This is a genomic window from Agrobacterium larrymoorei (assembly GCF_037722385.1).
GTDB lineage: Bacteria > Pseudomonadota > Alphaproteobacteria > Rhizobiales > Rhizobiaceae > Agrobacterium > Agrobacterium larrymoorei_C.
On the sequence record NZ_JBBKAQ010000018.1, the window covers coordinates 157,315 to 179,843 of the forward strand.

The window sequence follows — 22,529 nt, forward strand, 5'->3', positions numbered from 1 at the left end:
GGTCGCCTGCAAATGGCAAATTCTGCGCTTCAGGTGCTCACGCAACTAGAGCGCCGTGCGTCCTATTGGACGCACCAAGGACGCTCTATCTTCTTTGATCTAAGCATCGTGCTTACCGAAAATTGATTCCGATTTTCGGGCCGATGCCGGAAGTGCGCTGCGCTCCGGTTCTCGAAATCCCCATTTTCGGCAGATCAACGACAATTCTTGAACAGACTGTGAAACGAAACGACGGCGTCTCGAAAGCCGGTTTGGTGCGTCACCCGTACCGAATCGGCTTTTGCTTTGCTTGAAATGCTTCAGGTCGAGCGTTAAGAAGCCCGCATCTTGCAGGCTTTCGGCATTGCAAACCACGTTTTGACGCGCGCTTTTCATTAAGCGCCCAAGGAGGATTTCATGACTGTGCGCTCGCTCTTCCTGTTGCCCGGCGACGGTATTGGCCCAGAGGCCATGGCCGAGGTTCGCAAGCTGATCGATTACATGAACAGCGAGAAGAATGCCGGCTTCACGGTCCAGGAAGGTCTTGTTGGTGGTTGCGCTTACGATGCGCATGGTGTGGCGATTTCCGACGCGGATATGGAAAAGGCGCTTGCAGCTGACGCCATTCTCTTCGGCGCGGTCGGCGGACCGAAGTGGGATGGCGTGCCTTATGAAGTTCGTCCGGAAGCGGGCCTGCTGCGCCTGCGCAAGGATCTCGAGCTTTTCGCGAACCTCCGCCCAGCCATCTGCTATCCGGCGCTGGCCTCTGCCTCGTCGCTGAAGCCGGAATTGGTTGAGGGCCTCGACATTCTCATCGTTCGCGAGTTGACGGGCGGCGTGTATTTCGGCGAGCCGAAGCAGATCATCGACCTCGGCAACGGCCAGAAGCGCGGGATCGACACGCAGATCTACGATACTTTCGAAATTGAGCGTATCGCCAGCGTCGCCTTTGAACTGGCGCGCACGCGCGGCAACCGTGTCTGCTCCATGGAAAAGCGCAACGTCATGAAGTCCGGCGTCCTGTGGAACCAGGTTGTCACTGAAACGCATGCGGCAAAGTACAAGGATGTGCAACTGGAGCATATGCTGGCCGATGCCGGTGGCATGCAGCTGGTGCGCAAGCCCAAGCAGTTCGACGTCATCGTCACCGACAATCTCTTCGGCGACATGCTCTCCGACGTCGCGGCCATGTTGACAGGGTCGCTCGGCATGCTGCCATCCGCGTCTCTCGGCGCGCCTGATGCCAAGACCGGTAAGCGCAAGGCCATGTACGAGCCGGTTCACGGCTCCGCCCCGGATATTGCCGGCCAAGGTATTGCCAACCCGATCGCGATGATCGCTTCCTTCGCCATGTGCCTGCGTTATTCCTTCAACATGGTGGACGATGCCACGAAGCTGGAAACGGCGATTGCCAATGTGCTGGAGAAAGGCATCCGCACCGCCGACATCATGGCGGCCGGCGCGCGCCAGGTCAGCACGTCGGAAATGGGCGATGCGGTTCTGGCGGAATTCAAGGCTCTGTAAGAACGTCTTTGTGGTTTTGTTGCGCCCGAGCTTTGCTCTGGCGCCACTCTTGCGAGGTCGGGAACTTGCGCTAACCGATCCGGTACGCGCACCGTCTCGCACCCTGTAGCATGTGTTCGGTCCTCTCCACCGGTGCACCCAGCACAGCTCTGAAAATATCGATCTCCGACCGACAAAAGCCACGGCAAGCGGTTGCGGCGGCGCATATCGGACAGTGGTTTTCGACGAGGATGAAGTGTCCATCCTGTTCCTGCCACCAGCTTGCCATGTAGCCCTCCGCGACCCGCAATGCTGAGAGCCGCGCGACACGCTCGTCCAGCGTTTGGGCGCCGAGGAGTGCCGCGCCGTAAGTCGCCTCTGTCTTGCGCTCCCGGGCTGTAATGATCGTTTCGAGCGCATCCTCGCCAAGCTCGCTGCCGATCGCTTCGATGAGTGAAACCGCGACGTCGGCATGACCATCTGGAAATTCGCGATGGCCCGCGCTGGTCAGGCGCCAGGTCTGGCGCGGCCGTCCCCGCCCGATCGCGGGCTGTAAAATGCTTTCCACCAATCCTTCATCGGCGAGTTTGGCAAGCTGCTGGCGCGCGGCTTCGCCCGTCAGGCCAAGAACTTCGCTTAGCTCTGACGTGGCTTTCGGGCCTTCGGTCTTCAACAGATAGAGGAGCCTGTCACGGGGAGAAGGGCGCATTTTGTCTATCCTGCCGCTTGCTTAATTTATCTGCGGGTGTAATTTCCAAGATATAACTTGGATAATTCCATGCCGCCAAATTTGCAACGGCCTTTTATCGGAAATTCGATCATGTATTCTTCGGACGCCCCTTCATCAACCAGCCTTTGGACCCTCTTTTCCGCCCGGCATCTGGGAGCAAGTCTGATGCTCTCCGGTGGCATTGCGCTTTATGCGATCGAGACCTACGTGACGGCCACGATCATGCCGTCCGTCGTGCGTGATATTGGTGGCCTGCCCCTCTTCGCTTGGGTGACGACGCTCTACGTGACGGCCTCTGTGCTAGGCTCGGTGTTTATCGCCATCCGTCCACGTGGTCTTAGCCTCAATCGGACCTACAGCGTCGGTGCGGTCCTGTTTCTTCTCGGCTCGGCGATCTGCGCCGTGGCCCCGACCATGGAGATCGTCCTTGCCGGGCGCGCCGTGCAGGGCTTTGGGGCCGGGACGTTGGCAACACTAGGCTATGCTTTCATTCGCTATGTCTATCCCGAGTCTCTATGGAACAAGGCAACGACGCTTTACGCCGCGATCTGGGGCATCTCGACCTTCATCGGGCCGACACTTGGTGGCTTCTTCGCCGAGGGCCGCGCATGGCGACATGCTTTCGCGATCATCGTCCCCTTCGCACTCGTCATGGGACTTCTGGCGCCGTGGCTGCTGCCGGTCGGCGTTGACGACCGGACGGAGACGAAGGCACCGCTAAAGCAGATGATCCTGCTGTCCGCTTCGCTTCTGCTGGTCAGTTTTGCCAGCACCGCCGAAGAGATCGGCGCTCGCACTTGGCTTGTTGTTGGCGCTCTCACCGCCATTGCAGCACTTCTGTTTGTCGAACGACGGGCGATGTTGCGTATCCTGCCGCGCGGCGGCACTCTTCTATCGATGCCGATCGCGCGTGTTTATGCTGCGATGTTCATGCTACTGGCGGCGCTGACCTGCGACATTTACATCCCGTATTTCCTCCAGACCTTACACAACGTAACGCCGTTGATCTCGGGCTACATCGTTGCCCTCGTGGCGCTCGGCTGGACCGTAGCCGCCTTCACATGCAGTGATTTCACCGGCAAGGCGATGCGCCGCTCCATCCTTGTCGGCGCCATTCTGGTGACGCTGGCAAGGCTCAATCCCGCTGGGGACGTGCTTATGGTCAGCGCAGCCGCTTTTCTGATCTTCGGCATGGGCTTCGGCGTTGGGCTTGGTTGGGCGCATCTCGTGACCCGTATTCTGCATCTCGCCGAGCCTGACGAGAAAGACAAGGCATCGGCTGGCATCACCACCGTACAGTCTCTCGGCAGCGCTTTTGGCGCGGCTCTTTCCGGCGTGATCGTCAACAGCACCGGGCTAGTGAGCCCCGGCGGCGTCGAGGGTGCAGCATCTGCTGCGACGTGGCTCTTCATGCTCTTTGCCTTGCCAGCGGTTCTGGCGGCGTTCGCGGCCTTCTCATTGCCGGAGCCACGGTACGGAGCGCGAGTAGGCGGTAACGATTGATCGATGCTGAAGCGAAGCCTCTGAGTGTTTAGGACGGCTTAATTTTTCTCGGTATCGGCAGGCTTTGCAGAGATTGCGTGGACGGTCGGATCTTCCGGGCGTCCGATGTTCTCGCCCTTGGCAAGCAGCGGTTCGTAGCGCTTGTCGGTAAGCGTCTTGAGGAAGGCCACGATGGCATCGACGCGTTTGTCGTCGAGTGCCGGGGCGGACGTCAGTTCTTCCATGGCGATGTTGTCCGCAACCTCCGGCGCATCCCATTTCTCGCCGGTTTCCGGGTTGATCTGGCGGCTCGGCTTCTTGCTCTTGTACTTCACATAGAACAGCACAACGGTGCGCAGATCCTTGAACACGCCGTTGTGCATGTAAGGGCCGGTGACTGCGATGTTGCGGAGCGACGGCACCTTGAACTTGCCGCGCTGAGCCGGATCGTCGCCGACTGCCGGGTTTTGCGCCAGACCGAGATCGACAGCATCGGGCTTCGACCCATTGGCTGCGCGGGCTAGTCTGTTGGCCGGGACGCCGATGTTGAAATATTTGTGGTTGGTGAAGACGCCATCCGAAAGGCCGTGGTCACCCTTGATCGTGTGGCAGGTGTTGCAGTTGGTGAACTGCGTGGACGACATCAGCACGCGGCCGAGTTCTTCCTGATCCGTCAGCTTTTCCTCGCCGCGCAGGAAGCGGTCATATTTGGAATCGAAGGTGGAAAGGGCATCGGAGCGCTCGTAGGCCGCCAGCGCCTTACCCATGGCGGCAAAGGCTTGCTCGTCGTTCTCGAATATGTTCGGTCCAAAGTGGCTTGCAAAGGCGGTCACGTAGTCGGGATTTTCTTTCAGCCGCTTTACCACGCTGCCTTTATCGGCCATCCCCATTTCGATTGGGTTCAGCGGCGGGCCGCCGGCCTGATCCTCCAGCGTAGCGGCGCGTCCATCCCAGAACTGGCCACCGATATAGTTTCCGTCTGCGTCCTTGCCGAAGGGCGGAGAGAATTTGGCGTAAGTTGCCGTCGGCGCGTTACGATCGCCGAGCGACGTGCCGTCATCACCAAGCGAGACTGCATGGCCCACCTTTTCTGTGTCGCGGATATCGGTGAAGCCATTGGCGGAGGTATGGCAGGTGGAACAGGACACCGTCCTGTTCATCGACAGATTGGCGTCGTGAAACAGTGCGTCGCCAAGTTTCTCTAGCGTCGGATAGTCGGTGCCGCCATGGGCGGTGCTTCCGAGGCCTATCGCCACGGGCAAAAGGATAAGCGCCGATGCGGCGAGAAATTGAGTAAACTGCCTGACCATGTCAGCGACGCCGGAAAAGATAAAACCGGTGGCTCTATACCATCTTCTTTCCGCCGCGCACAGAAACTTTCTTCAAGCTCTCCACTTTGCCGCAGGTCGCTATGGGATTTCAAACGTCGAAGTAATCCTCGAAGGATTCCGGAAAACTCTGGCGCGCCACGCGCTCGTCGATCACCAGCATCGCCTCATAGGAGAGCGGATCGAAATACTTCTCGGCCGGGAGAACTTCACGGCCGAAGAGCAGGCTGAGACGGGCGGCATCGAGATTGCCGCGCTCGAAGGGTTCTGCGCCGAAATGGTGCCAGAGCGCATGCAGGAAGGCCCCATCGATGCGATGTTCCGGCGTGCCGGGTCGCGCCTTGCGCGGCAGTTGCTTGATAGGTGTCACGCCGCGCGGATTGGCGCGGCGTATGGTGAACTGGACGCCTGTGCCCGGCATGCCGGATGGAAAACCACGATGTTTGGTCATGTCGGGCAGGTTCGCCATTTCGTCTATCCTTCAGCTCTTGCCGATCTTGTCCTGCGTCTTGGTGTCGAAATCGGACGCGTCATGACGCTCATGTAGCTGTTCTGAGGGATCACCGGAAGCCTTGTTGACCATGCGACCGCGTTTGACGGCAGGACGCTCGGCAATTTCATCGGCCCAGCGCTTCACATTCTTGTAGCTTGCTGTTTCCAGGAACACTTCAGCATTCGGGTAGGACTGTCCGCGCGCCAGGTTGCCATACCAGGGCCAGATGGCGATATCGGCGATCGAGTATTCATCGCCTGCCATGTAGCGGTTCTCGGCGAGATGGCGATCGAGCACGTCCATCTGACGCTTGGCCTCCATGGCGAAGCGGTCGATCGCGTATTTGATATGGATCGGAGCATAGGCGTAGAAGTGGCCGAAGCCGCCGCCCAGGAACGGGGCCGAACCCATCTGCCAGAACAGCCAGTTCAGCGCTTCGGTGCGGGCCTTATGCTCTTTCGGCAGGAAGGCGCCGAATTTTTCCGCGAGATAAAGCAGGATGGAGCCGCTTTCGAAAACGCGCGTCGGTTCGGGTGTGGAATGATCGACCATGACCGGGATCTTCGAGTTCGGATTAGCGGCAACGAAGCCTGAACCGAACTGGTCGCCATCACCGATCTTGATCAGCCAGGCATCATATTCCGCGCCTGAGTGACCGGCTGCCAGAAGCTCTTCCAGAAGAATACCGACCTTCTGACCATTTGGGGTCGCGAGTGAATAAAGCTGCAGCGGATGCTTGCCGACCGGCAGTTCCTTCTCATGGGTCGGTCCAGCAATTGGCCGGTTGATATTGGCGAAGGCGCCGCCATTGCCCTTTTCCCACTGCCAAACCTCTGGCGGCTGGTAGCCTGCAGGAAAGTTGTTTTCAGGAGACTTGTCGGTCATGAAGATCCGTCCTTGTTTCAGGTGGGGGATGCTGTGTTTCAGCAATATAGGAAATGCAAAGTCTTTCCTCCACTCTCAGGACGAACGGAACCTCAGTCTTGAGAAAAAGAACCTGCTAAGCCTTTGCGATCGCGTGGAAAAATGTTCCGCTGACGAGGCCGCGCCTGCCGCCGGACGGGCCAAGCGGCTTGCCGAGACCATCGGCAATTTCGGCAAAAGGCTGGTCAATGCCGCGATGCGTGACGCTGGCATAATGGAACTCATGCCCGCGCAGAACATCGCCGGCTTTGCCGAGCGGGCCGGTCTCGACAATCCTTGCCTGACGGTAACCCAGGTTCATTTTCCGTTTAGCAAAGCTGGTGGCGTGAGACAGCAGCCCAGTCATGACATGTGTTACGCCGCTTGCATCCTCCAGTGCTTCTCCCAGCACCATATAGCCACCGCATTCGCCGTGAACCGGCTTGGTCTGCGAAAACGAGGCAAGCGACGCTTTGAAGCGCGAGGCGGCTGAAAGCTCTCCTGCGAAAAGCTCCGGGTAACCGCCGGGCAGCCAGCAAATATCGCAGGAGGCATCCGGGCCTTCATCCGCAAGCGGCGAGAAGGGGATGATCTCGGCACCCGCCTCTCGCCATTGCTTCTTCAGATGCGGGTAAAGGAAGGTAAAGGCTGCGTCCTCGGCCAAGGCGATGCGCTGGCCGGGCGGGGAAATTCCCGCGTCCAACGATCCCTCAGCCAAGTCGATCGGCATGGCCAGAGCAAGCAGCGCATCGAGGTCGATGGCGCGCTCCATCGTATCGGCCAGTCTTTCGATATGGGCGTCGATTTGCGGATGTTCGCTCGCCTGCACCAGACCGAGATGCCGTTCGGGCAAGGTGAGCGACGGGTCGCGCATGACGCAGCCGGAAACAGGAAGGCCGATTTTCTCGATGGCCTCGGTGCAGAGCGTGCGGTGGCGCTCGCTGCCCGCGCGGTTTAGAATTACGGCGGCCATCTTCACCGCCGGATCGTAATGGGCAAAGCCATGCGCCATCGCGGCCGCAGTTTGCGACTGGCCGGATACATCCAGCACCAGCAGCACGGGGATGTCAAACAGACGCGCCAGATCGGCGGCCGAACCGGTGCGATTGTCGGCGACGGCGATACCGTCAAACAGGCCCATTGCACTTTCGATGAGCAACAGGTCCGCGCCATCAGCCTGTTGCGTCATGAGATGGCGTAGCAGATCGGGCTGCATTGCCCAGCTATCGAGGTTGAGACCAGGCGTTCCGGTTGCGACTGCATGAAAGCCGGGATCGATATAATCCGGCCCGGTCTTGATGCCGCGGACCTTCACGCCGCGGCGGGCAAAAGCGCGCAGCAGACCGATGGTAACGCTGGTCTTGCCGGAGCCGGAGCGGGGCGCGCCGATGATGATGGCTTTTGCTGTCATGGCAGAATTCTCGGCTCCAGGCGCTTTCGATAGTTTGATCGGTCTGTTGTTTAACGATGACGGCTCACGCTGCAAGGTCTATAGGATATTCATGGAAACGGATGGCAAAAACCTTCGACGTGGCTGGACCACCGGCACCTGCGCTGCCGCAGCGACAAAGGCCGCCTGCCAGGCGCTTTTGACCGGTTCCTTTCCTGATCTTGTCGATGTCGAACTTCCAAATGGCTCCCGACCGGCCTTTGCTTTGGCAACAGAAGAGAAGGGCGATGGGTTCGCCCGCGCAGGCATCGTCAAGGATGCTGGCGACGATCCGGATGTGACCCACGGCGCGCTGATCGAAAGCACATTGCGCAGAACGGTGAAGGGAAGTGGCATCAGCTTCAAGGCGGGCAGGGGCGTGGGTACCGTCACCCGGCCAGGTCTGCCGCTTTCGGTTGGAGAGCCAGCGATCAATCCCGTGCCGCGCCAGATGATTACGTCGGCAATCCATGAGGTGGCAGGGGGTGACGCAGATTTCGAGGTGGAAATTTCCGTGCGCGACGGGGAGATTCTTGCGGAGAGGACGTTGAATGGCCGTCTTGGCATCGTCGGCGGCCTCTCGATCCTCGGCACCACTGGTATTGTCATCCCCTTTTCCTGTTCGGCCTGGATCCACTCGATCTGGCGCGGAATCGATGTCGCGCGGGCAGAAGGACTTCCCCATCTCTTGGGTGCAACCGGCGATGTGTCGGAAAAGGCGGGTCAGGCGTTCTACGGCCTACCTGAGACGGCGCTCATCGATATGGGCGATTTCGTCGGGGGCATGCTGAAATATCTGAAAAGCCATCCGGTCCTCAGAGTGACGGTCGCAGGCGGGGTCGCGAAGATGACAAAGCTGGCGCAAGGGATGCTGGATGTGCATTCCAAGCGCGGGCTGGCGGATCTGGAGGCGCTGGCAAACTTGGCGCAAGAGGCAGGTGCAACGGGTCAGCTTTCATCCGCTATCCGACAGGCCAACATGGTGGCTCATGCCTTTCAGCTGGCTGAGGTTGCGGGGATAGATCTGGGACGGGTCGTTGCACAAAAGGCCTGGGCGACAGCAGCTTCGGCACTCGGCCGGGAGGATATTGCGCTGGATGTTCTGGTGTTCGATCGTGATGGCAACCTCAAGGGACGCACCGCGCCAACACCATCCAATCAACCGTTCCCTTATCCTGTTGGGCCGCTTGGCTAAAGCCTCATCAAGGCACGAGACCGAAGATGACGGCTGCGACGAAAGCGAAGCAGATCCCTACGAGCGCTGTGTGGATCGACGCCTGCCAGCCGCGATGCGGCGCGTTCGACGGCGTGAAATCTCTTGCTTTTCCTGCTTTGGAATAAGACATCGCACCCTCCATTTTCGTCCAAAAATCGGTACCGCCGATCTGCGGGATCATGACACTGAGGATATCGCTATTCACACGGGTTCAAGTAGGCACAAATTTCCATAAGATTGGTCTTGCGGGGAAAATACTGGTCGTGACTTGCCTCCCAACAAGGTCCGATCTACCGCATTCACGATTCCTTAACGTGCGATTGGTGTTTCGGTTCAAGCATAAGAAGGCGCAAACTTGGCGGATATCGATGCGATCATCATAGGGGCAGGCGTCATCGGCCTTGCGATAGGGCGGGTACTTGCTCGTGCTGGCCACTCCGTCATCGTCCTTGAAAAAGAAAGCGAATTTGGTGGCGCGACCTCCTCGCGAAACAGCGAGGTGATCCATGCCGGGCTTTACTATCCGCAGGGCAGCCTGAAGGCGCGGCTCTGTGTCGAAGGGCGAAAGCAGCTTTATCACTATTGCGAGAGCCATGGGGTCGCACACCGGCGCTGTGGCAAGCTGATCGTGGCAACGGACGAGCCAGAAATTCCGTTGATCGAAGACTTGCAACGCCGAGGTCTCGATAATGGCTGCGAGGTTCTGGATCTGATCAGCGCCTCGGACGCTCGGCGTCTCGAGCCGGCACTCTCCTGCAACGCGGCCTTGTCGTCACCCATGACCGGCATCATCGATAGCCACGGCTATATGCTGGCACTGCTCGGCGACATGGAGGACGCTGGGGGCAGTCTCGCTTACAGGGCACCGTTCGTGTGCGCGGTCGTGGAGGACGACGGCTTCCGGGTCTTCGTCGGTGGCAGTGAGCCGGTAGAACTGACCTGCCGAATGCTTGTCAATTCGGGCGGTCTGCTGGCACCTCACGTTGCTGGTGCGATCGAGGGGCTAGCGGCGGCACATATTCCGCAAGCCTATTATGCCAAGGGTTCCTATTTCTCACTGAAAGGCAGATCGCCGTTTTCGCGGCTCATCTATCCCGCGCCGCATGCCCATGGCCTCGGCGTCCATCTGACGCTCGATATTGCCGGGCAGGCGCGATTCGGCCCCGATATTGAGTGGATCGACCGCATCGATTACGCCGTCGATCCGAAACGGTCAGCGGGCTTTGACGAGGCTATCCGCCGCTACTGGCCCGGCCTGCCGGATGACGCGCTTCAGCCGGCCTATTCCGGCATACGGCCCAAGATTTCCGGACCTTCAGAGCCTGCGATGGATTTCCGCATCGACGGGCCGGAGCAGCATGCCGTTGCCGGTCTCGTCAATCTTTTCGGCATCGAAAGCCCAGGGCTGACGGCCTCGCTGGCGATCGCGGATGAGGTTGTCGCAAGGCTTGCTGTGTAGCGCGCCTTACCGGTCGTTAGTCGCCCGTGTACTGAGCATCCGTGACATGCTCCATCCAGTCCACGACCTTGCCATCCTTTACTTCCTGAATGGCGATATGGGTCATAGCCGTTTGTGGCGATGCGCCGTGCCAGTGCTTCTCACCAGGCGCGAACCAGACCACGTCCCCCGGCGCGATCTTCTCGATGGGCCCACCTTCTCGCTGCACCAATCCCGATCCGGACGTGACGATTAGTGTTTGACCAAGTGGATGGGTGTGCCAAGCAGTGCGGGCGCCCGGTTCGAAAGTCACCTGCGCGCCCTGAACGCGTTCTGCATCGTGCGGATTGAACAGCGGGTCGATGCGCACTGTTCCGGTGAAGTAATCGCCAGGGCCTTTGCCCGACGGTTTGTTACCTGCGCGGGTGATTTCCATACTCGTGTTCCTCGTCTCGTTTTACTCGTGAAGATCAGGCGTATTTCGACAGCACATCCGCCATGATGGCGGGATCGACATTGCCGCCGGATGCGATGGCGATCACCGTATCAGTTTGCAATTCATCGCCATGGAAGAGGGCGGCTGCGAGTGCCACCGCACCGCCCGGCTCCACCACAATCTTCAGGCGCTGGAAGGCGAGCACCATGGCGCGTAGCGCCTCCTCTTCGGTAACGGCAATGCCTGCACCACAGAGACGCTTGAGGATCGGAAAGGTGATGTTGCCCGGCTGCGGCGTAACGATCGCGTCGCAGATGGAGCCGCTCAGCGCCGCGTTTCTTTCGATCTTTCCTGAAGCGAGCGAGCGCGCCACGTCGTCAAAATCTTCGGGTTCCGCCGTTCGCACCTTGAGGCCCGGCGCCTTTGCTTCCAGCGCAAGCGCGATACCCGACGTCAGCCCACCGCCACCGCAACAAACCAGCACCTCTGCCCTTTCGATACCTGCCTCTTGCGACTGCTCGGCAATCTCCAGCCCGACTGTTCCTTGTCCGGCGATAACCAGCGGTTCGTCATAAGGGCGGATCAAGGTCAGGCCGCGTTCTTCGGACAGCTTGGCACCGATTGCGTCACGGTCTTCATTGGCGCGATCGTAGAGCACCACCTCGGCGCCATAGGCTTTGGTGTTCTCGATTTTGATCGCTGGTGCGTCACGCGGCATGATGATGACGGCAGGTACGCCGTGGATGCGTGCCGCCAATGCGACGCCTTGCGCGTGATTACCGGAGGAAAAAGCGATGACGCCGCGTTTTCGTACCTCCGGGTCGAGGCCCGAGACCGCCGACCAGCCGCCACGAAACTTGAAGGAGCCGGTGCGCTGCAGGCATTCCGGCTTGATCAGGACCTTACGGCCGGCAATCTCGTCAAGAAAAGGGGAGGACATCAAGGGTGTGCGTATGGCCTCGCCATTCATGCGCTGGCGGGCCGCTTCGATCATCGCAATATCGGTCATCATCGTCTCACGTCATTCGAATATCGCCCTACCATAGGGCCAAATGCTGCGACGTGAAGTCAAAAAAATCCCCGGTCGGAGCCGGGGATTTTCGTGTCTGCGTTTCGATTTAAGCCAGGGTGTAGGCGGTCTTCACGGTGGTGAAGAACTCGTTGGCGTACTTCCCCTGCTCGCGTGGACCAAAGGAAGACGCCTTGCGACCGCCAAATGGCACGTGGAAATCGACGCCAGCGGTTGGCAGGTTGACCATGACCATGCCGGCTTCCGCGTTGCGCTTGAAGTGGGTGGCGTGCTTCAGGCTGGTGGTGGCGATGCCGGAAGACAGGCCGAAAGGCGTGTCGTTGGCAACGGCCAGAGCCTCGTCATAATCCTTGACGCGGATGACGGAGGCGACCGGTCCAAAGATTTCTTCACGCGAGATGCGCATGTCGTTGGTGGCTTCGGTGAAAAGCGTCGGCTGCAGGAAGAAGCCGGGGGTTTCGCGCTTCAGCACCTCGCCGCCAAAGGCGAGCTTGGCGCCTTCCTTCTTTCCGATTTCGATGTAATCGCAATCCTGTTTCAACTGCTTCTCATCGACGACCGGGCCGACATGGGTGTCCTTGGACAGTGCGTTGCCGACATTGATCTTGGCCAGACGCTCGGAAAGCGCTGCCACGAACTTGTCGTGAATGCCTTCGGTGACGATGATGCGCGAAGAGGCGGTGCAACGCTGTCCGGTGGAGTAGAAGCCAGAGTTGGCTGCCGCTTCCACGGCCACACCAAGATCGGCATCATCGAGAACGACGAAGGGATTCTTGCCGCCCATTTCCAGCTGGAACTTGCGGTTGAACGGCAGCGACGAAGCGGCAACTCGCTGGCCCGTGCCGGTGGAGCCGGTGAAGGTGATGCCGGCGAGATCCGGGCTGTCGAGCATCGCCTGGCCGACGACAGAACCGCGACCCATAACGAGGTTCAAAACGCCCTTGGGCAGGCCTGCGCGATGCAGGATATCGACGATTGCCCAGGCGCAACCGGGAACGAGGTCAGCAGGCTTGAAGACGATTGTGTTGCCGTAGCAAAGGGCTGGCGCAATCTTCCAGGCGGGAATAGCGATCGGGAAGTTCCATGGCGTGATGATGCCGATGACGCCGAGCGGCTCGCGCGTCACTTCAACGCCGATGTTCGGGCGAGCCGATGGAATGACTTCGCCCGCCAGGCGCAATGCTTCGCCGGCAAAGAAATCGAAAATTTGCGCTGCGCGGATCGTCTCGCCGATGCCTTCGGCCAGAACCTTGCCCTCTTCACGGGCGAGAAGCGCGCCAAGCTCGTCCTTGCGGGCGAGAATTTCGTCGGCGGTCTTCTTCAGGATGGCGTGACGCTCGAGAATGCCGGAGCGCGACCAGGCTGGGAAAGCGGCCTTGGCTGCAGCGATAGCCTGCTTTGCGTCGTCAGCGGAAGCCTGGGCGTAGAGACCGACGACTTCGTTGGTGTCGGATGGGTTGATATTCTTCGACGTGTCGGATCCGATCCATTCGCCGCCGATAAGGTTTTGATGAATTGTCATTGGTGAACTCCCTGTAAAACTTAAAATTTATGGGGTCGGGCAGCGCTCAAGCACTGCCTTTCTCCCGCGCGGTGTCACGCCGCACGGATGCGCGCGACGACGTCGGCGGTGACCCTATGTCATGTCATCCCATCGCGAAAGGCGTTCGACCACCTAATTGTATGATTTTTTAAATCAGCCTTCATGCTCGCGCTTGTTCAGCCGTTCCAGATGCAGCAACAGGCCGCTGTGATCGATATCGGCGCCGCCGTTGCTGACAAAGGTGTCGAAAGCGCGGGTTACTTCTTCCGTCAGAGGCAGGGCAAGATCGAGATCCTTCGCTGTGGCCAACACGCCGTTCAGATCCTTCAACTGGAATTTCGAAGGCCCACCGGGCACGAAGTTGCGCTTGACCATGCGCTCGCCATGCAGCTCGAGAATGCGGCTTTCGGCAAAGCCACCACGGATGGCATTACGGAAACCTTCGCGCGATGCGCCGCCGGCTTCCACCAGCATCATTGCTTCTGCCACAGCACCGATGGTGATGGCGACGATCTGCTGATTGGCGAGCTTGCAAAGCTGGCCTGCACCGGATGGTCCCACATAGGTCAGGCGGCCCATAGCAGAAAAGACATCGCCAAGACTTGTCACAGTTGGCTCGTCACCACCGGCCATGATCGCCAGCGTGCCGGCGGTTGCGCCGGGCACGCCGCCGGAGACCGGTGCGTCCACATGAGCGATGCCGAGCGCTTTCAGCTTCTGCGAATGATCACGCGCAATCGGTGGGGCAATCGAGCTGCTGTCGATGACGATGGCGCCCTTTTCCAGCGCCTCGGCAACGCCCATGTCGAACAGCACGTTGCCGACTGCATTGCCATCGCTCAGCATGGTGATGACGATATCGGCACCCTTTGCAGCCTCAACGGGTAAGGTGGCGAGGACCGCCCCATGCTCTACCAGTGCCTGGGCTTTCTCCGTGCTGCGGTTCCAAGCGCGCACCGTGAAGCCGGCTTTCAAAAGGTTGCGCGCCATCGGGCCACCCATCAGGCCGGTGCCGAGGAAAGCGATGGTGCGGTTCTTTTTGTCCGATCCGGTCATTTCAGCGAACCTCCCAGCTCGTCTTCGATATGGACCTTGATGATCTCTTCGAAGTTCGTCTCGGCTGTAAAGCCCAGTTCTCGCGCGCGCGTCGCCTCGAAGCCAGGCGCCCAGCCTTCGCACATGCGCATGATCATCTCATTGGGCTCGCGGCGGATGAGGCTGACGGCCTTTTCGCCGGCAATCTTGCGCAGTGCCTCGATCTGCTCGCCCACCGTGGCGCTCAGGCCCGGCATGGAGAGATTGCGGCGTGCGCCGACTTTCTCCGAATCGATGGTTGCGCCGTGCAGCAGGAAGCCGACGGCTGAACGTGGCGAGGCGTGCCAGTGGCGGATGGTTTCCGGTACAGGCAGTACGGCTTCCTGGCCGACCAGCGGCTCGCGCAAGATATTGGAGAAGAAGCCGGAGGCAGCGGCATTCGGCTTTCCGGGGCGGATGCAGATTGTCGGCAGGCGAATGCCGATGCCCTCGAAGAAACCGCGCCTGGTATAGTCCGAGAGCAACAGCTCGGAGATAGCCTTCTGCGTGCCATAGCTCGTCAGAGGCGTGGTGTGGAAATCATCAGGGATCGGGTAGGGGAGTGGCGCGCCGAAGACGGCGATCGACGAGGTGAAGACCACCCGCGGCTTGTAGCCATCTTGCCCATTGGCAATGCGGATCGCGTCGAAGAGATAACGCGTACCGTCCAGATTGATGCGGTAGCCCTTGTCGAAATCGAGTTCAGCCTCGCCCGAAACGATGGCCGCGAGATGGAAAATGACATCAGGGCGGGTGGCGACCAGCGTTTCGGCCTCCCCTGGCGCAGACAGATCGGCTGCGCGTGCTGCGACTGTGCCTTCGAAACCCACAGGGCGCTCCGGCTGAAACACATCGATCAGCGTGAATTTCTCGATGTTCCTGCCGTTCAGGCTGCCTTCGCGAACGAGCCTTTCGGCCAGCTTGCGCCCCACCATTCCGGCTGCGCCGATAATCGCGATATGCATCTTCTGTCTCCTCCACACCATCCGAAAATTTAACTTGTAAGGTTGTCTGATAACCTTATATGACTGGCTTGAAAACAGTATTTTGAAAAACCGAAAAATTTAAGAGCGGAGACGCCAAAGAAGCGTCACCGCCTGGGTGGAGGCGAGAGGACAGATGCTCAAGGTTCAAGCGCAATCACGCGAGGAGCTGCAAGCTTCCTTGAAGGCTAGACTTGGCGAGGGGCTGGTTCTGACGGACGCGACGGAAATGGTCCGCTACTGCCGCGACTGGCATGGCGATGTGTCCAGCAGCGCTGTTGCCGTCATTCGTCCGCGCAATGTGGAAGAGGTCGCTTCGACTGTGAGGCTCTGCGCAGAACTCGGTCTTGCCATCGTGCCACAGGGCGGCAACACCGGCCTCGTGCTTGGCGGCGTTCCGGATGCGCCCGATCACCAGATCGTTCTCAGCCTCGAGCGCATGAATGCCGTCCGAACCATTGATACGGACGATTTTTCTGCCGTCGTGGAGGCCGGCTGTATTCTCTCTGAATTCAAGGACGCGGTGCAGGAGAAGGGCATGTTCTTCCCGCTGTCGCTCGGCGCGCAGGGCTCGTGCCGCATCGGCGGCAATGTCTCGACCAATGCTGGCGGCATCAATGTGCTTCGCTATGGCATGACGCGCGAACTCGTACTCGGTCTGGAAGTCGTCCTGCCGGACGGGACGATCTGGAACGGGCTCTCCACACTTCGCAAGGACAATCGCGGCATCGATCTCAAGCAGCTTTTCATCGGCGCGGAAGGAACGCTTGGCATCATCACCGCCGTCTCGGTCAAGCTTTACCCCAACCCCGAGCATGTCGAGACCGCTCTTCTCGGGTTGAACTCGCTGGACGACGCAATCAAGCTTTATCGCCGCGCGCGCCGAGAATGCTGCGACCTGATGTCGGCCTTCGAATTCATGCCGCCGGTTGCCTTTACACTCGCCATGGAAGCCATTCCGGATCTGAAGATGCCAATTTCCGGCGACTATGCCGCCTATGTGCTGATGGAAATCTCGGGCTCCGGTCTGGTCGATACCGGCGACCTGATGAGCCGCTTCCTTGAGGGCGTGATGGAAGACGGGCTGGTGCTGGATGGCGTGATCGCCTCTTCGCGTGCGCAAGCCCAGTCACTCTGGCTATTCCGTGAAGGCATGAATGAGGGCCAGGCACTACGCGGCGCCCATATGCGCACCGACATTTCCGTGCCGCTATCGCGTCTCGCCGAGTTCGTTGCAGAAGCAGAGGCGGAGCTAGCAAAGGATCTGCCGGAATGCCTGGCAGTTTCCTATGGCCATGTTGGAGATGGCAATGTCCATCTCAACGTGCTGCCGCCGAATGGCACTGCGCGTGAGGAGCGGGATCATTACATCTATAAAGCCAAGGTCATCGTCAATGCGGTACTCGATCGCTACGCCGGTAGTATCAGCGCAGAGCACGGTATCGGTCGCTTGAAGCGGGATGACTTCGAAAGCCGTCTCGGCACCGTCCAGCGCGATATGATCGAGCGGCTGAAGGCGGCCTTCGATCCCGAGCTTCGCATGAATCCCGGTTGCCAGCTTGCCCTACAAGCGGCTAGCTAGAAGAATGAAAGTGCGCCGTTCTTCGGCGTCCATGTCTACCGGGAGCCATCATGACGCTGGAGTTTAACCAGATTCACCGCACCGACCATCTTCCAGGCCGGATTGCCGCGGAGATTGCGCGTGAGATCGATGATGGAAAGCTGAAAGCCGGCGATAAGCTGCCCACCGAGCATGCGTTGTCCAAGACGTTCGGCGTCAGCCGTTCCGTTGTACGCGAGGCCATTGCCCAGCTTCGCAATGAGGGTGCAGTCGAGACGCGCCAAGGCGTCGGGGCCTTCGTCAGCGATCCGCGCCATCGCGTCTCCATCCGTATCGAGCGCTCCAAGCTTACCGATCCCGACAAATTCCGCGATCTCTTCCAGTTGCGTCTGCCGTTGGAGATTGAGGCAGCGGGACTGGCCGCCGTCAACCGCACGCCGGACCAGTTGAAAAGGCTGGAAGCAGCGCTCAACAATATGCGTAATGCACCGGATTGGGATAAGGACGGTATTCCCGCCGATCTCGATTTCCATCGCACTTTGGCCGAGGCGACGCAGAACGATTACTTCTCGATGTTTCTCGGATTCATTGCCGAGCGGATCAGCTCGGCGATAAAGGTCGCCTTTTCGCGCGCAGTCTTCGGAGAAATCCTGGAAACCACCATCCAAGAGCATGTGCCGATCTACGAGGCCATTGCTGCGGGCGACGCGCCCGCCGCGCGCGCTGCCATGCGCACCCATCTCGTCGGGGCGGCGGCGCGATTGAATCTCGAGATGGAAGTTTACGAATAAGCCTTCGTACCGGTGCAATTGGATCTGCCCACCACGGGCTGTGAATTTCCTCTAAAGCAAGTCGCGATCTTTCAGATCCGCTCCTTACGCTTTAGTTCCTTCTCCTGCCCGCATGTCGTTATCGCAAGACCGCTGCACAGTTTTGCGCGACATCCGCTAAAATTCGGCGTCTGGCAGGCTGGACTACGGCCTTTTCTCATACTAAGAAGATTGACGTATTCAGGTTGTCAGACATCCAGACAATACAGTCGCTGTGGAGGCAGTGGTCGGATGTGCTGAAAATGGGAGGGATCAAGCTTGGTCGGATCTAGGACTGTCGATGCTGCTGCAATTTTGCCGGAAGACCATCAGGATGCCATCCTGGTCGGTCGCGTCTGGTCCAAGAGCGAAGACGGCCCATGCCCCGTCCTGTTGAAGGATGGCGTTCTCTACGATCTCTCCAAGCTTGCGCCGACCGTCTCGGAACTTTTGGAGAAGAACGATCTTGTCGATCGTCTCTCGGACACCTTGCAGTTTGCAGCGCTTGGCGCCTTCGAAGCCTTTCTCGACGGTTCGGCCGGACAGTTGCTTTCACCGAACGATATCCAGGCGGTGAAGGCGGCTGGCGTCACCTTCGCCGACAGCATGCTGGAACGCGTTATCGAAGAACAGGCCAAGGGCGATCCGCAGCGCGCGCAGGAAATCCGCGGCCGTCTCGCTCCGGTGCTTGGCGATAGCCTCAAGGGTGTCGAAGCCGGCTCCGAGAAGGCTGCAGAGGTCAAGCGCCTTCTGCAGGAAATGGGCCTCTGGTCGCAATATCTGGAAGTTGGTATCGGCCCGGATGCGGAGATTTTCTCCAAGGCGCAGCCCATGTCTTCGGTCGGCTGTGGCTCTTTGATCGGCGTTCATCCGAAATCGCAATGGAATAATCCTGAGCCGGAAGTCGTGCTGGCCGTCACCTCTGACGGTCGCATTGTCGGTGCAGCGCTCGGTAACGACGTCAATCTGCGCGATTTCGAAGGACGCTCCGCCCTGCTTCTCAGCAAGGCGAAGGATAACAACGCCTCCTGCTCGATCGGTCCGTTCATCCGTCTGTTCGACGGCAAGTTCACACTGGACGATGTCAAGCAGGCGCAGATTTCGTTGCTCGTCGAAGGTGAAGATGGGTTCACCATGACGGGTGTCAGCCCGATGCAGGCGATCAGCCGCACGCCGGAAAATCTGGTGTCGCAGCTTCTGAACCGCGATCACCAGTACCCGGACGGCGCCGTCTTTTTCCTCGGCACCATGTTTGCTCCGGTCAAGGATCGGCATGGTCCAGGCCTCGGCTTCACCCATGCCAAGGGAGACCGGGTGGAAATATCGAGCCCGAAATTGGGCAAGTTGATCAACTGGGTGGCCAGCACGTCCGATTGCCCGGAATGGACCTTCGGCACGACGGCGTTGATGCGCAATCTCGCGAAGCGCGGGCTTCTATAAAACGTCCCTTACGGGGCGAACGATCTCGCTTGGCGCGAGACGCATATCCAAAGGCTTAGACCGTTGCGTGCGCACCTGTTGGTGTTCGCGCCGCTTCGGATCATTCTCGGGAGGGGAAGATGCAGAAAGTCATCAATCTTTTTTACCGCATCCTCGAGACCATTCTCGTCGCGCTTCTGGCAGGCATGGCAATCATGGTCTTCATCAATGTGGTCATGCGCTACACCATGAATTCCGGCATCAATGTTTCGGAAGAACTGGCGCGCTATTTCTTCGTCTGGATCACCTTCATCGGGGCGGTCGTCACCTTCCGCGAAAACAGCCATATGGGCATTGAAACGCTGGTGATGTTCCTGTCGCGGCGCATGCGTATCTTCTGCATGATCCTCTCCAACATCATCATCCTTCTCTGCTCGGCGATCTTCTTCTGGGGAACGTGGAAGCAGTCTGGGATCAACGCCAGCATGCATGCGCCTGTAACTGGTCTGTCGATGATCTGGGTCTATGGCATCGGCATGTTCACCGGCGGCATCATGTTCCTGATCGCTCTGGAACGACTTTACCGGCTTCTGACCGGCAAGGTCCGCGAAGACGAGATCGCCGCCTTTGCCGGTGAAAATCTCACCATCGAACAGCTTTCGGAGCGCTGACACATGACACTTTTCGTTTTTGTCGGCTCGCTTCTGGGCGCCATGGCCATCGGCGTCCCCGTTGCCTTCTCGCTGATGTTCTGCGGCGTCGTGCTGATGTGGTACATGGGCATGTTCAACACGGCGATCATCGCCCAGAACATGATTTCCGGTGCCGATACCTTCACGCTGCTTGCCATTCCCTTCTTCATCCTGGCCGGTGAATTGATGAATTCCGGCGGCCTTTCGCGCCGTATCATCGATTTTGCGATTGCGCTCGTCGGCCATATTCGCGGCGGTCTCGGCATCGTCGCCATCGTGGCGGCCATCATCATGGCCTCGATTTCCGGCTCGGCCGCGGCGGATACCGCAGCGCTTGCGGCGATCCTCATCCCCATGATGGCGAAGGCCGGGTACAACATTCCACGTTCCGGCGGTCTGATTGCTGCCGGCGGCATTATTGCCCCTGTCATCCCGCCATCGATGGCCTTCATCGTCTTCGGCGTTGCGGCAAACGTGTCGATTACTCAGCTCTTCCTCGCCGGCATCGTGCCTGGCATTCTGATGGGCGCATCCCTGATCATCGCCTGGCTGATCGTCGTGCGTAAGGACAACGTCCAGCCGCTGCCGAAGACGACCGCAAAGGAACGTCTCGTGGCAACGGGTCGCGCCGGATGGGCAATCGGTATGCCGGTCATCATCCTCGGTGGCATCAAGGCCGGCATCATGACACCAACGGAGGCCGCAGTCGTTGCAGCCGTCTACGCACTCTTTGTCGGCATGGTCATCTACCGCGAATTGAAGCCTGCGGATCTCATCCATGTGCTGCTGCGTGCTGCCAAAAGCACGTCTATCATCATGTTCCTTGTTGCCGCGGCACTTGTTTCGGCCTGGCTGATCACTGCGGCGAACATTCCGGCGGAAGTTGCCGGCTATATCGAGCCGCTGATCGACCGTCCGATGTTGCTCATGGCCGTGATTATGGTGCTGGTCTTCGTGGTCGGCACCGCGCTCGATCTGACGCCGACCATCCTGATCCTGACACCTGTTCTGATGCCGATCATCAAGCAGGCGGGTATCGATCCGGTCTATTTCGGTGTGCTCTTTATCATCAACAACGCCATCGGCCTCATCACGCCGCCGGTCGGTGTTGTCCTCAATGTGGTTTCGGGCGTTGGGCGTATTCCGCTCGGCAAGGTCACGGTTGGGGTCTGGCCATTCCTGGTCGCCGAAACCATCGTTCTGGCCCTTCTGGTGATCTTTCCGCAGATCGTCATGGTGCCGCTGCAATATCTGCGGTGAGGGGATACTCCTCACTCAACCACATTTGCGGTCGTAAAGCCGCATAGATCTTGACTGGACACGCTCAATTCCAAGGGAGGAAAACATGAGAAAGCTACTTCTACTCACGACAGCCATCGCCTTCACCGCCGGTGCGTCCGCGCCCGCTTTTGCCGAATACAACAGCCGCATGATCCGCGTGTCGAACGGTATCAACCAGGATCATCCGGTCGGCAACGGCATCAAGGCCATGCAGGCTTGCCTGGATGACAAGACCGGTGGCAAGCTGAAGATGACAGCCTTCTGGGGCGGCGCGCTCGGCGGCGACTTGCAGGCAACCCAGGCACTGCGTTCCGGCGTTCAGGAAGCGGTCGTCACATCGTCTTCTCCGCTCGTCGGCCTCATCCCGGCGCTCGGCGTCTTCGATCTGCCCTTCCTGTTCTCCAACACGAAGGAAGTCGACGCCGTTCTCGACGGCGAATTCGGCGACATGATGAACAAGAAGCTGGAAGAGCAGGGCCTCGTGAACCTCGCCTACTGGGAAAACGGCTTCCGCAATCTCTCCAACTCCAAGCACGCCGTCGACAAGTGGGAAGACTTCTCGGGCCTGAAGGTCCGCGTGATGCAGAACAACATCTTCCTCGACACCTTCCAGAACCTTGGTGCGAACGCAACGCCAATGGCGTTTGGCGAAGTGTTCTCCGCACTTGAGACCAATGCGATCGACGCGCAGGAAAACCCCTATGTGACGATCGATACTTCGAAGTTCTATGAAGTGCAGAAATTCGTCACGGAGACGAACCACGCCTACACGCCGTTCCTCTTCCTCTTCTCCAAGCCCATCTTCGACAGCTACACGCCCGAAGAGCAGGCCGCCCTTCGTGAATGCGCGATCGTTGGTCGTGACGAAGAGCGCAAGGTCATCCGCGCGCTGAACCAGAAGTCGCTCGACAAGATCAAGGAAGCTGGTCTCAAGGTGAATGTCCTGTCTGCGGAAGAGCAGGCGCGTATCCGCGAGAAGTCTGCGGTCGTCTATGAAAAGCACAAGGCTCAGATCGGTGCCGACGTGATTGACGGCATTCAGACTAAGCTCAAGGAAGTTCGCGCTCAGTAACAGTCTATCCCATAATCGCCGTTGGCCGCCTGCAAATGGCAATTTCTGCGCTTCCGGTGCTCACGTACATTAGTACGCTTAAGCTCCGGTTCTCGAAATCACCATTTTCGGCAGGCCAACGGCAATTC

The 22,529-nt window shown here is 59.2% G+C and carries 21 protein-coding genes; 10 read left to right on the top strand and 11 right to left on the bottom strand.

The features are described from left to right. Positions 1 to 396: 396 nt before the first annotated feature. Positions 397 to 1,503, top strand: a complete 1,107-nt coding sequence (leuB, locus tag WKI41_RS17105) for a 3-isopropylmalate dehydrogenase (RefSeq protein ID WP_340194671.1) — start codon at positions 397 to 399, stop codon at positions 1,501 to 1,503. Positions 1,504 to 1,573: 70 nt separating this feature from the next. Here the strand turns inward: leuB and WKI41_RS17110 are convergent, their stop codons facing one another. Then, positions 1,574 to 2,191 (bottom strand): helix-turn-helix transcriptional regulator, encoded by a 618-nt coding sequence (locus tag WKI41_RS17110; protein WP_340194672.1) that lies wholly within the window; start codon positions 2,189 to 2,191, stop codon positions 1,574 to 1,576. A 111-nt stretch (positions 2,192 to 2,302) separates the two neighbouring features. On the opposite strand from WKI41_RS17110, the gene WKI41_RS17115 reads away from it, so the two are divergent. Beyond that, complete coding sequence (locus tag WKI41_RS17115; protein ID WP_340194673.1) at positions 2,303 to 3,715, top strand: MFS transporter; 1,413 nt, start codon at positions 2,303 to 2,305, stop codon at positions 3,713 to 3,715. Positions 3,716 to 3,753: 38 nt separating this feature from the next. Here WKI41_RS17115 and WKI41_RS17120 read toward each other — a convergent pair whose 3' ends face one another. The 4 genes from WKI41_RS17120 to WKI41_RS17135 form a co-directional block, all read right to left on the bottom strand. After that, positions 3,754 to 5,004, bottom strand: a complete 1,251-nt coding sequence (locus WKI41_RS17120) for a cytochrome-c peroxidase (RefSeq protein ID WP_340194674.1) — start codon at positions 5,002 to 5,004, stop codon at positions 3,754 to 3,756. Positions 5,005 to 5,113: 109 nt separating this feature from the next. Next, positions 5,114 to 5,491, bottom strand: coding sequence for a hypothetical protein (locus WKI41_RS17125; RefSeq protein ID WP_340194675.1), 378 nt, complete (start codon positions 5,489 to 5,491; stop codon positions 5,114 to 5,116). A gap of 12 nt (positions 5,492 to 5,503) precedes the next feature. Continuing rightward, positions 5,504 to 6,400, bottom strand: coding sequence for a glutathione-dependent disulfide-bond oxidoreductase (gene yghU / locus WKI41_RS17130; protein ID WP_340194676.1), 897 nt, complete (start codon positions 6,398 to 6,400; stop codon positions 5,504 to 5,506). Positions 6,401 to 6,515: 115 nt separating this feature from the next. Further along, on the bottom strand, positions 6,516 to 7,829 hold the full coding sequence (locus WKI41_RS17135) for a cobyrinate a,c-diamide synthase (protein WP_340194677.1): 1,314 nt from the start codon (positions 7,827 to 7,829) through the stop codon (positions 6,516 to 6,518). A gap of 91 nt (positions 7,830 to 7,920) precedes the next feature. Here WKI41_RS17135 and WKI41_RS17140 point away from each other — a divergent pair, with 91 nt between their 5' ends. Next, the gene (locus WKI41_RS17140; protein WP_340194837.1) at positions 7,921 to 9,042 is read left to right on the top strand and encodes a cobalt-precorrin-5B (C(1))-methyltransferase; all 1,122 of its coding nucleotides are present in this window, start codon (positions 7,921 to 7,923) and stop codon (positions 9,040 to 9,042) included. A gap of 7 nt (positions 9,043 to 9,049) precedes the next feature. Here WKI41_RS17140 and WKI41_RS17145 read toward each other — a convergent pair whose 3' ends face one another. After that, complete coding sequence (locus tag WKI41_RS17145) at positions 9,050 to 9,193, bottom strand: hypothetical protein (protein ID WP_340194678.1); 144 nt, start codon at positions 9,191 to 9,193, stop codon at positions 9,050 to 9,052. A gap of 225 nt (positions 9,194 to 9,418) precedes the next feature. On the opposite strand from WKI41_RS17145, the gene WKI41_RS17150 reads away from it, so the two are divergent. Further along, positions 9,419 to 10,522 (top strand): NAD(P)/FAD-dependent oxidoreductase, encoded by a 1,104-nt coding sequence (locus WKI41_RS17150; protein ID WP_340194679.1) that lies wholly within the window; start codon positions 9,419 to 9,421, stop codon positions 10,520 to 10,522. A 16-nt stretch (positions 10,523 to 10,538) separates the two neighbouring features. Here WKI41_RS17150 and WKI41_RS17155 read toward each other — a convergent pair whose 3' ends face one another. From WKI41_RS17155 to denD, 5 genes are all read right to left on the bottom strand, one after another. Beyond that, complete coding sequence (locus tag WKI41_RS17155) at positions 10,539 to 10,937, bottom strand: (R)-mandelonitrile lyase (RefSeq protein WP_340194680.1); 399 nt, start codon at positions 10,935 to 10,937, stop codon at positions 10,539 to 10,541. A gap of 34 nt (positions 10,938 to 10,971) precedes the next feature. Further along, the gene (locus WKI41_RS17160) at positions 10,972 to 11,946 is read right to left on the bottom strand and encodes a threonine ammonia-lyase (protein WP_340194838.1); all 975 of its coding nucleotides are present in this window, start codon (positions 11,944 to 11,946) and stop codon (positions 10,972 to 10,974) included. Positions 11,947 to 12,055: 109 nt separating this feature from the next. Beyond that, on the bottom strand, positions 12,056 to 13,489 hold the full coding sequence (locus WKI41_RS17165; RefSeq protein WP_340194681.1) for an aldehyde dehydrogenase family protein: 1,434 nt from the start codon (positions 13,487 to 13,489) through the stop codon (positions 12,056 to 12,058). Between the two features lie 174 nt (positions 13,490 to 13,663). Beyond that, positions 13,664 to 14,566, bottom strand: coding sequence for an NAD(P)-dependent oxidoreductase (locus WKI41_RS17170; RefSeq protein WP_340194682.1), 903 nt, complete (start codon positions 14,564 to 14,566; stop codon positions 13,664 to 13,666). Then, positions 14,563 to 15,549 carry a D-erythronate dehydrogenase gene (gene denD / locus WKI41_RS17175; protein ID WP_340194683.1) on the bottom strand — a complete coding sequence of 329 codons (987 nt, stop codon included), beginning with the start codon at positions 15,547 to 15,549 and terminating at the stop codon, positions 14,563 to 14,565. Before denD ends, WKI41_RS17170 begins: the two co-directional genes overlap by 4 nt. 154 nt (positions 15,550 to 15,703) lie before the next feature. Here denD and WKI41_RS17180 point away from each other — a divergent pair, with 154 nt between their 5' ends. The 6 genes from WKI41_RS17180 (at position 15,704) to WKI41_RS17205 (ending at position 22,401) form a co-directional block, all read left to right on the top strand. Further along, complete coding sequence (locus tag WKI41_RS17180) at positions 15,704 to 17,149, top strand: FAD-binding oxidoreductase (RefSeq protein WP_340194684.1); 1,446 nt, start codon at positions 15,704 to 15,706, stop codon at positions 17,147 to 17,149. A 50-nt stretch (positions 17,150 to 17,199) separates the two neighbouring features. Beyond that, on the top strand, positions 17,200 to 17,919 hold the full coding sequence (locus WKI41_RS17185; RefSeq protein WP_340194685.1) for a FadR/GntR family transcriptional regulator: 720 nt from the start codon (positions 17,200 to 17,202) through the stop codon (positions 17,917 to 17,919). 297 nt (positions 17,920 to 18,216) lie between these two features. Further along, complete coding sequence (locus WKI41_RS17190; protein WP_340194686.1) at positions 18,217 to 19,377, top strand: fumarylacetoacetate hydrolase family protein; 1,161 nt, start codon at positions 18,217 to 18,219, stop codon at positions 19,375 to 19,377. A 119-nt stretch (positions 19,378 to 19,496) separates the two neighbouring features. Continuing rightward, the gene (locus tag WKI41_RS17195) at positions 19,497 to 20,027 is read left to right on the top strand and encodes a TRAP transporter small permease (RefSeq protein WP_340194687.1); all 531 of its coding nucleotides are present in this window, start codon (positions 19,497 to 19,499) and stop codon (positions 20,025 to 20,027) included. A gap of 3 nt (positions 20,028 to 20,030) precedes the next feature. Continuing rightward, complete coding sequence (locus WKI41_RS17200) at positions 20,031 to 21,308, top strand: TRAP transporter large permease subunit (RefSeq protein WP_340194688.1); 1,278 nt, start codon at positions 20,031 to 20,033, stop codon at positions 21,306 to 21,308. Positions 21,309 to 21,393: 85 nt separating this feature from the next. Next, complete coding sequence (locus WKI41_RS17205; protein ID WP_340194689.1) at positions 21,394 to 22,401, top strand: TRAP transporter substrate-binding protein; 1,008 nt, start codon at positions 21,394 to 21,396, stop codon at positions 22,399 to 22,401. Positions 22,402 to 22,529: the final 128 nt, after the last annotated feature.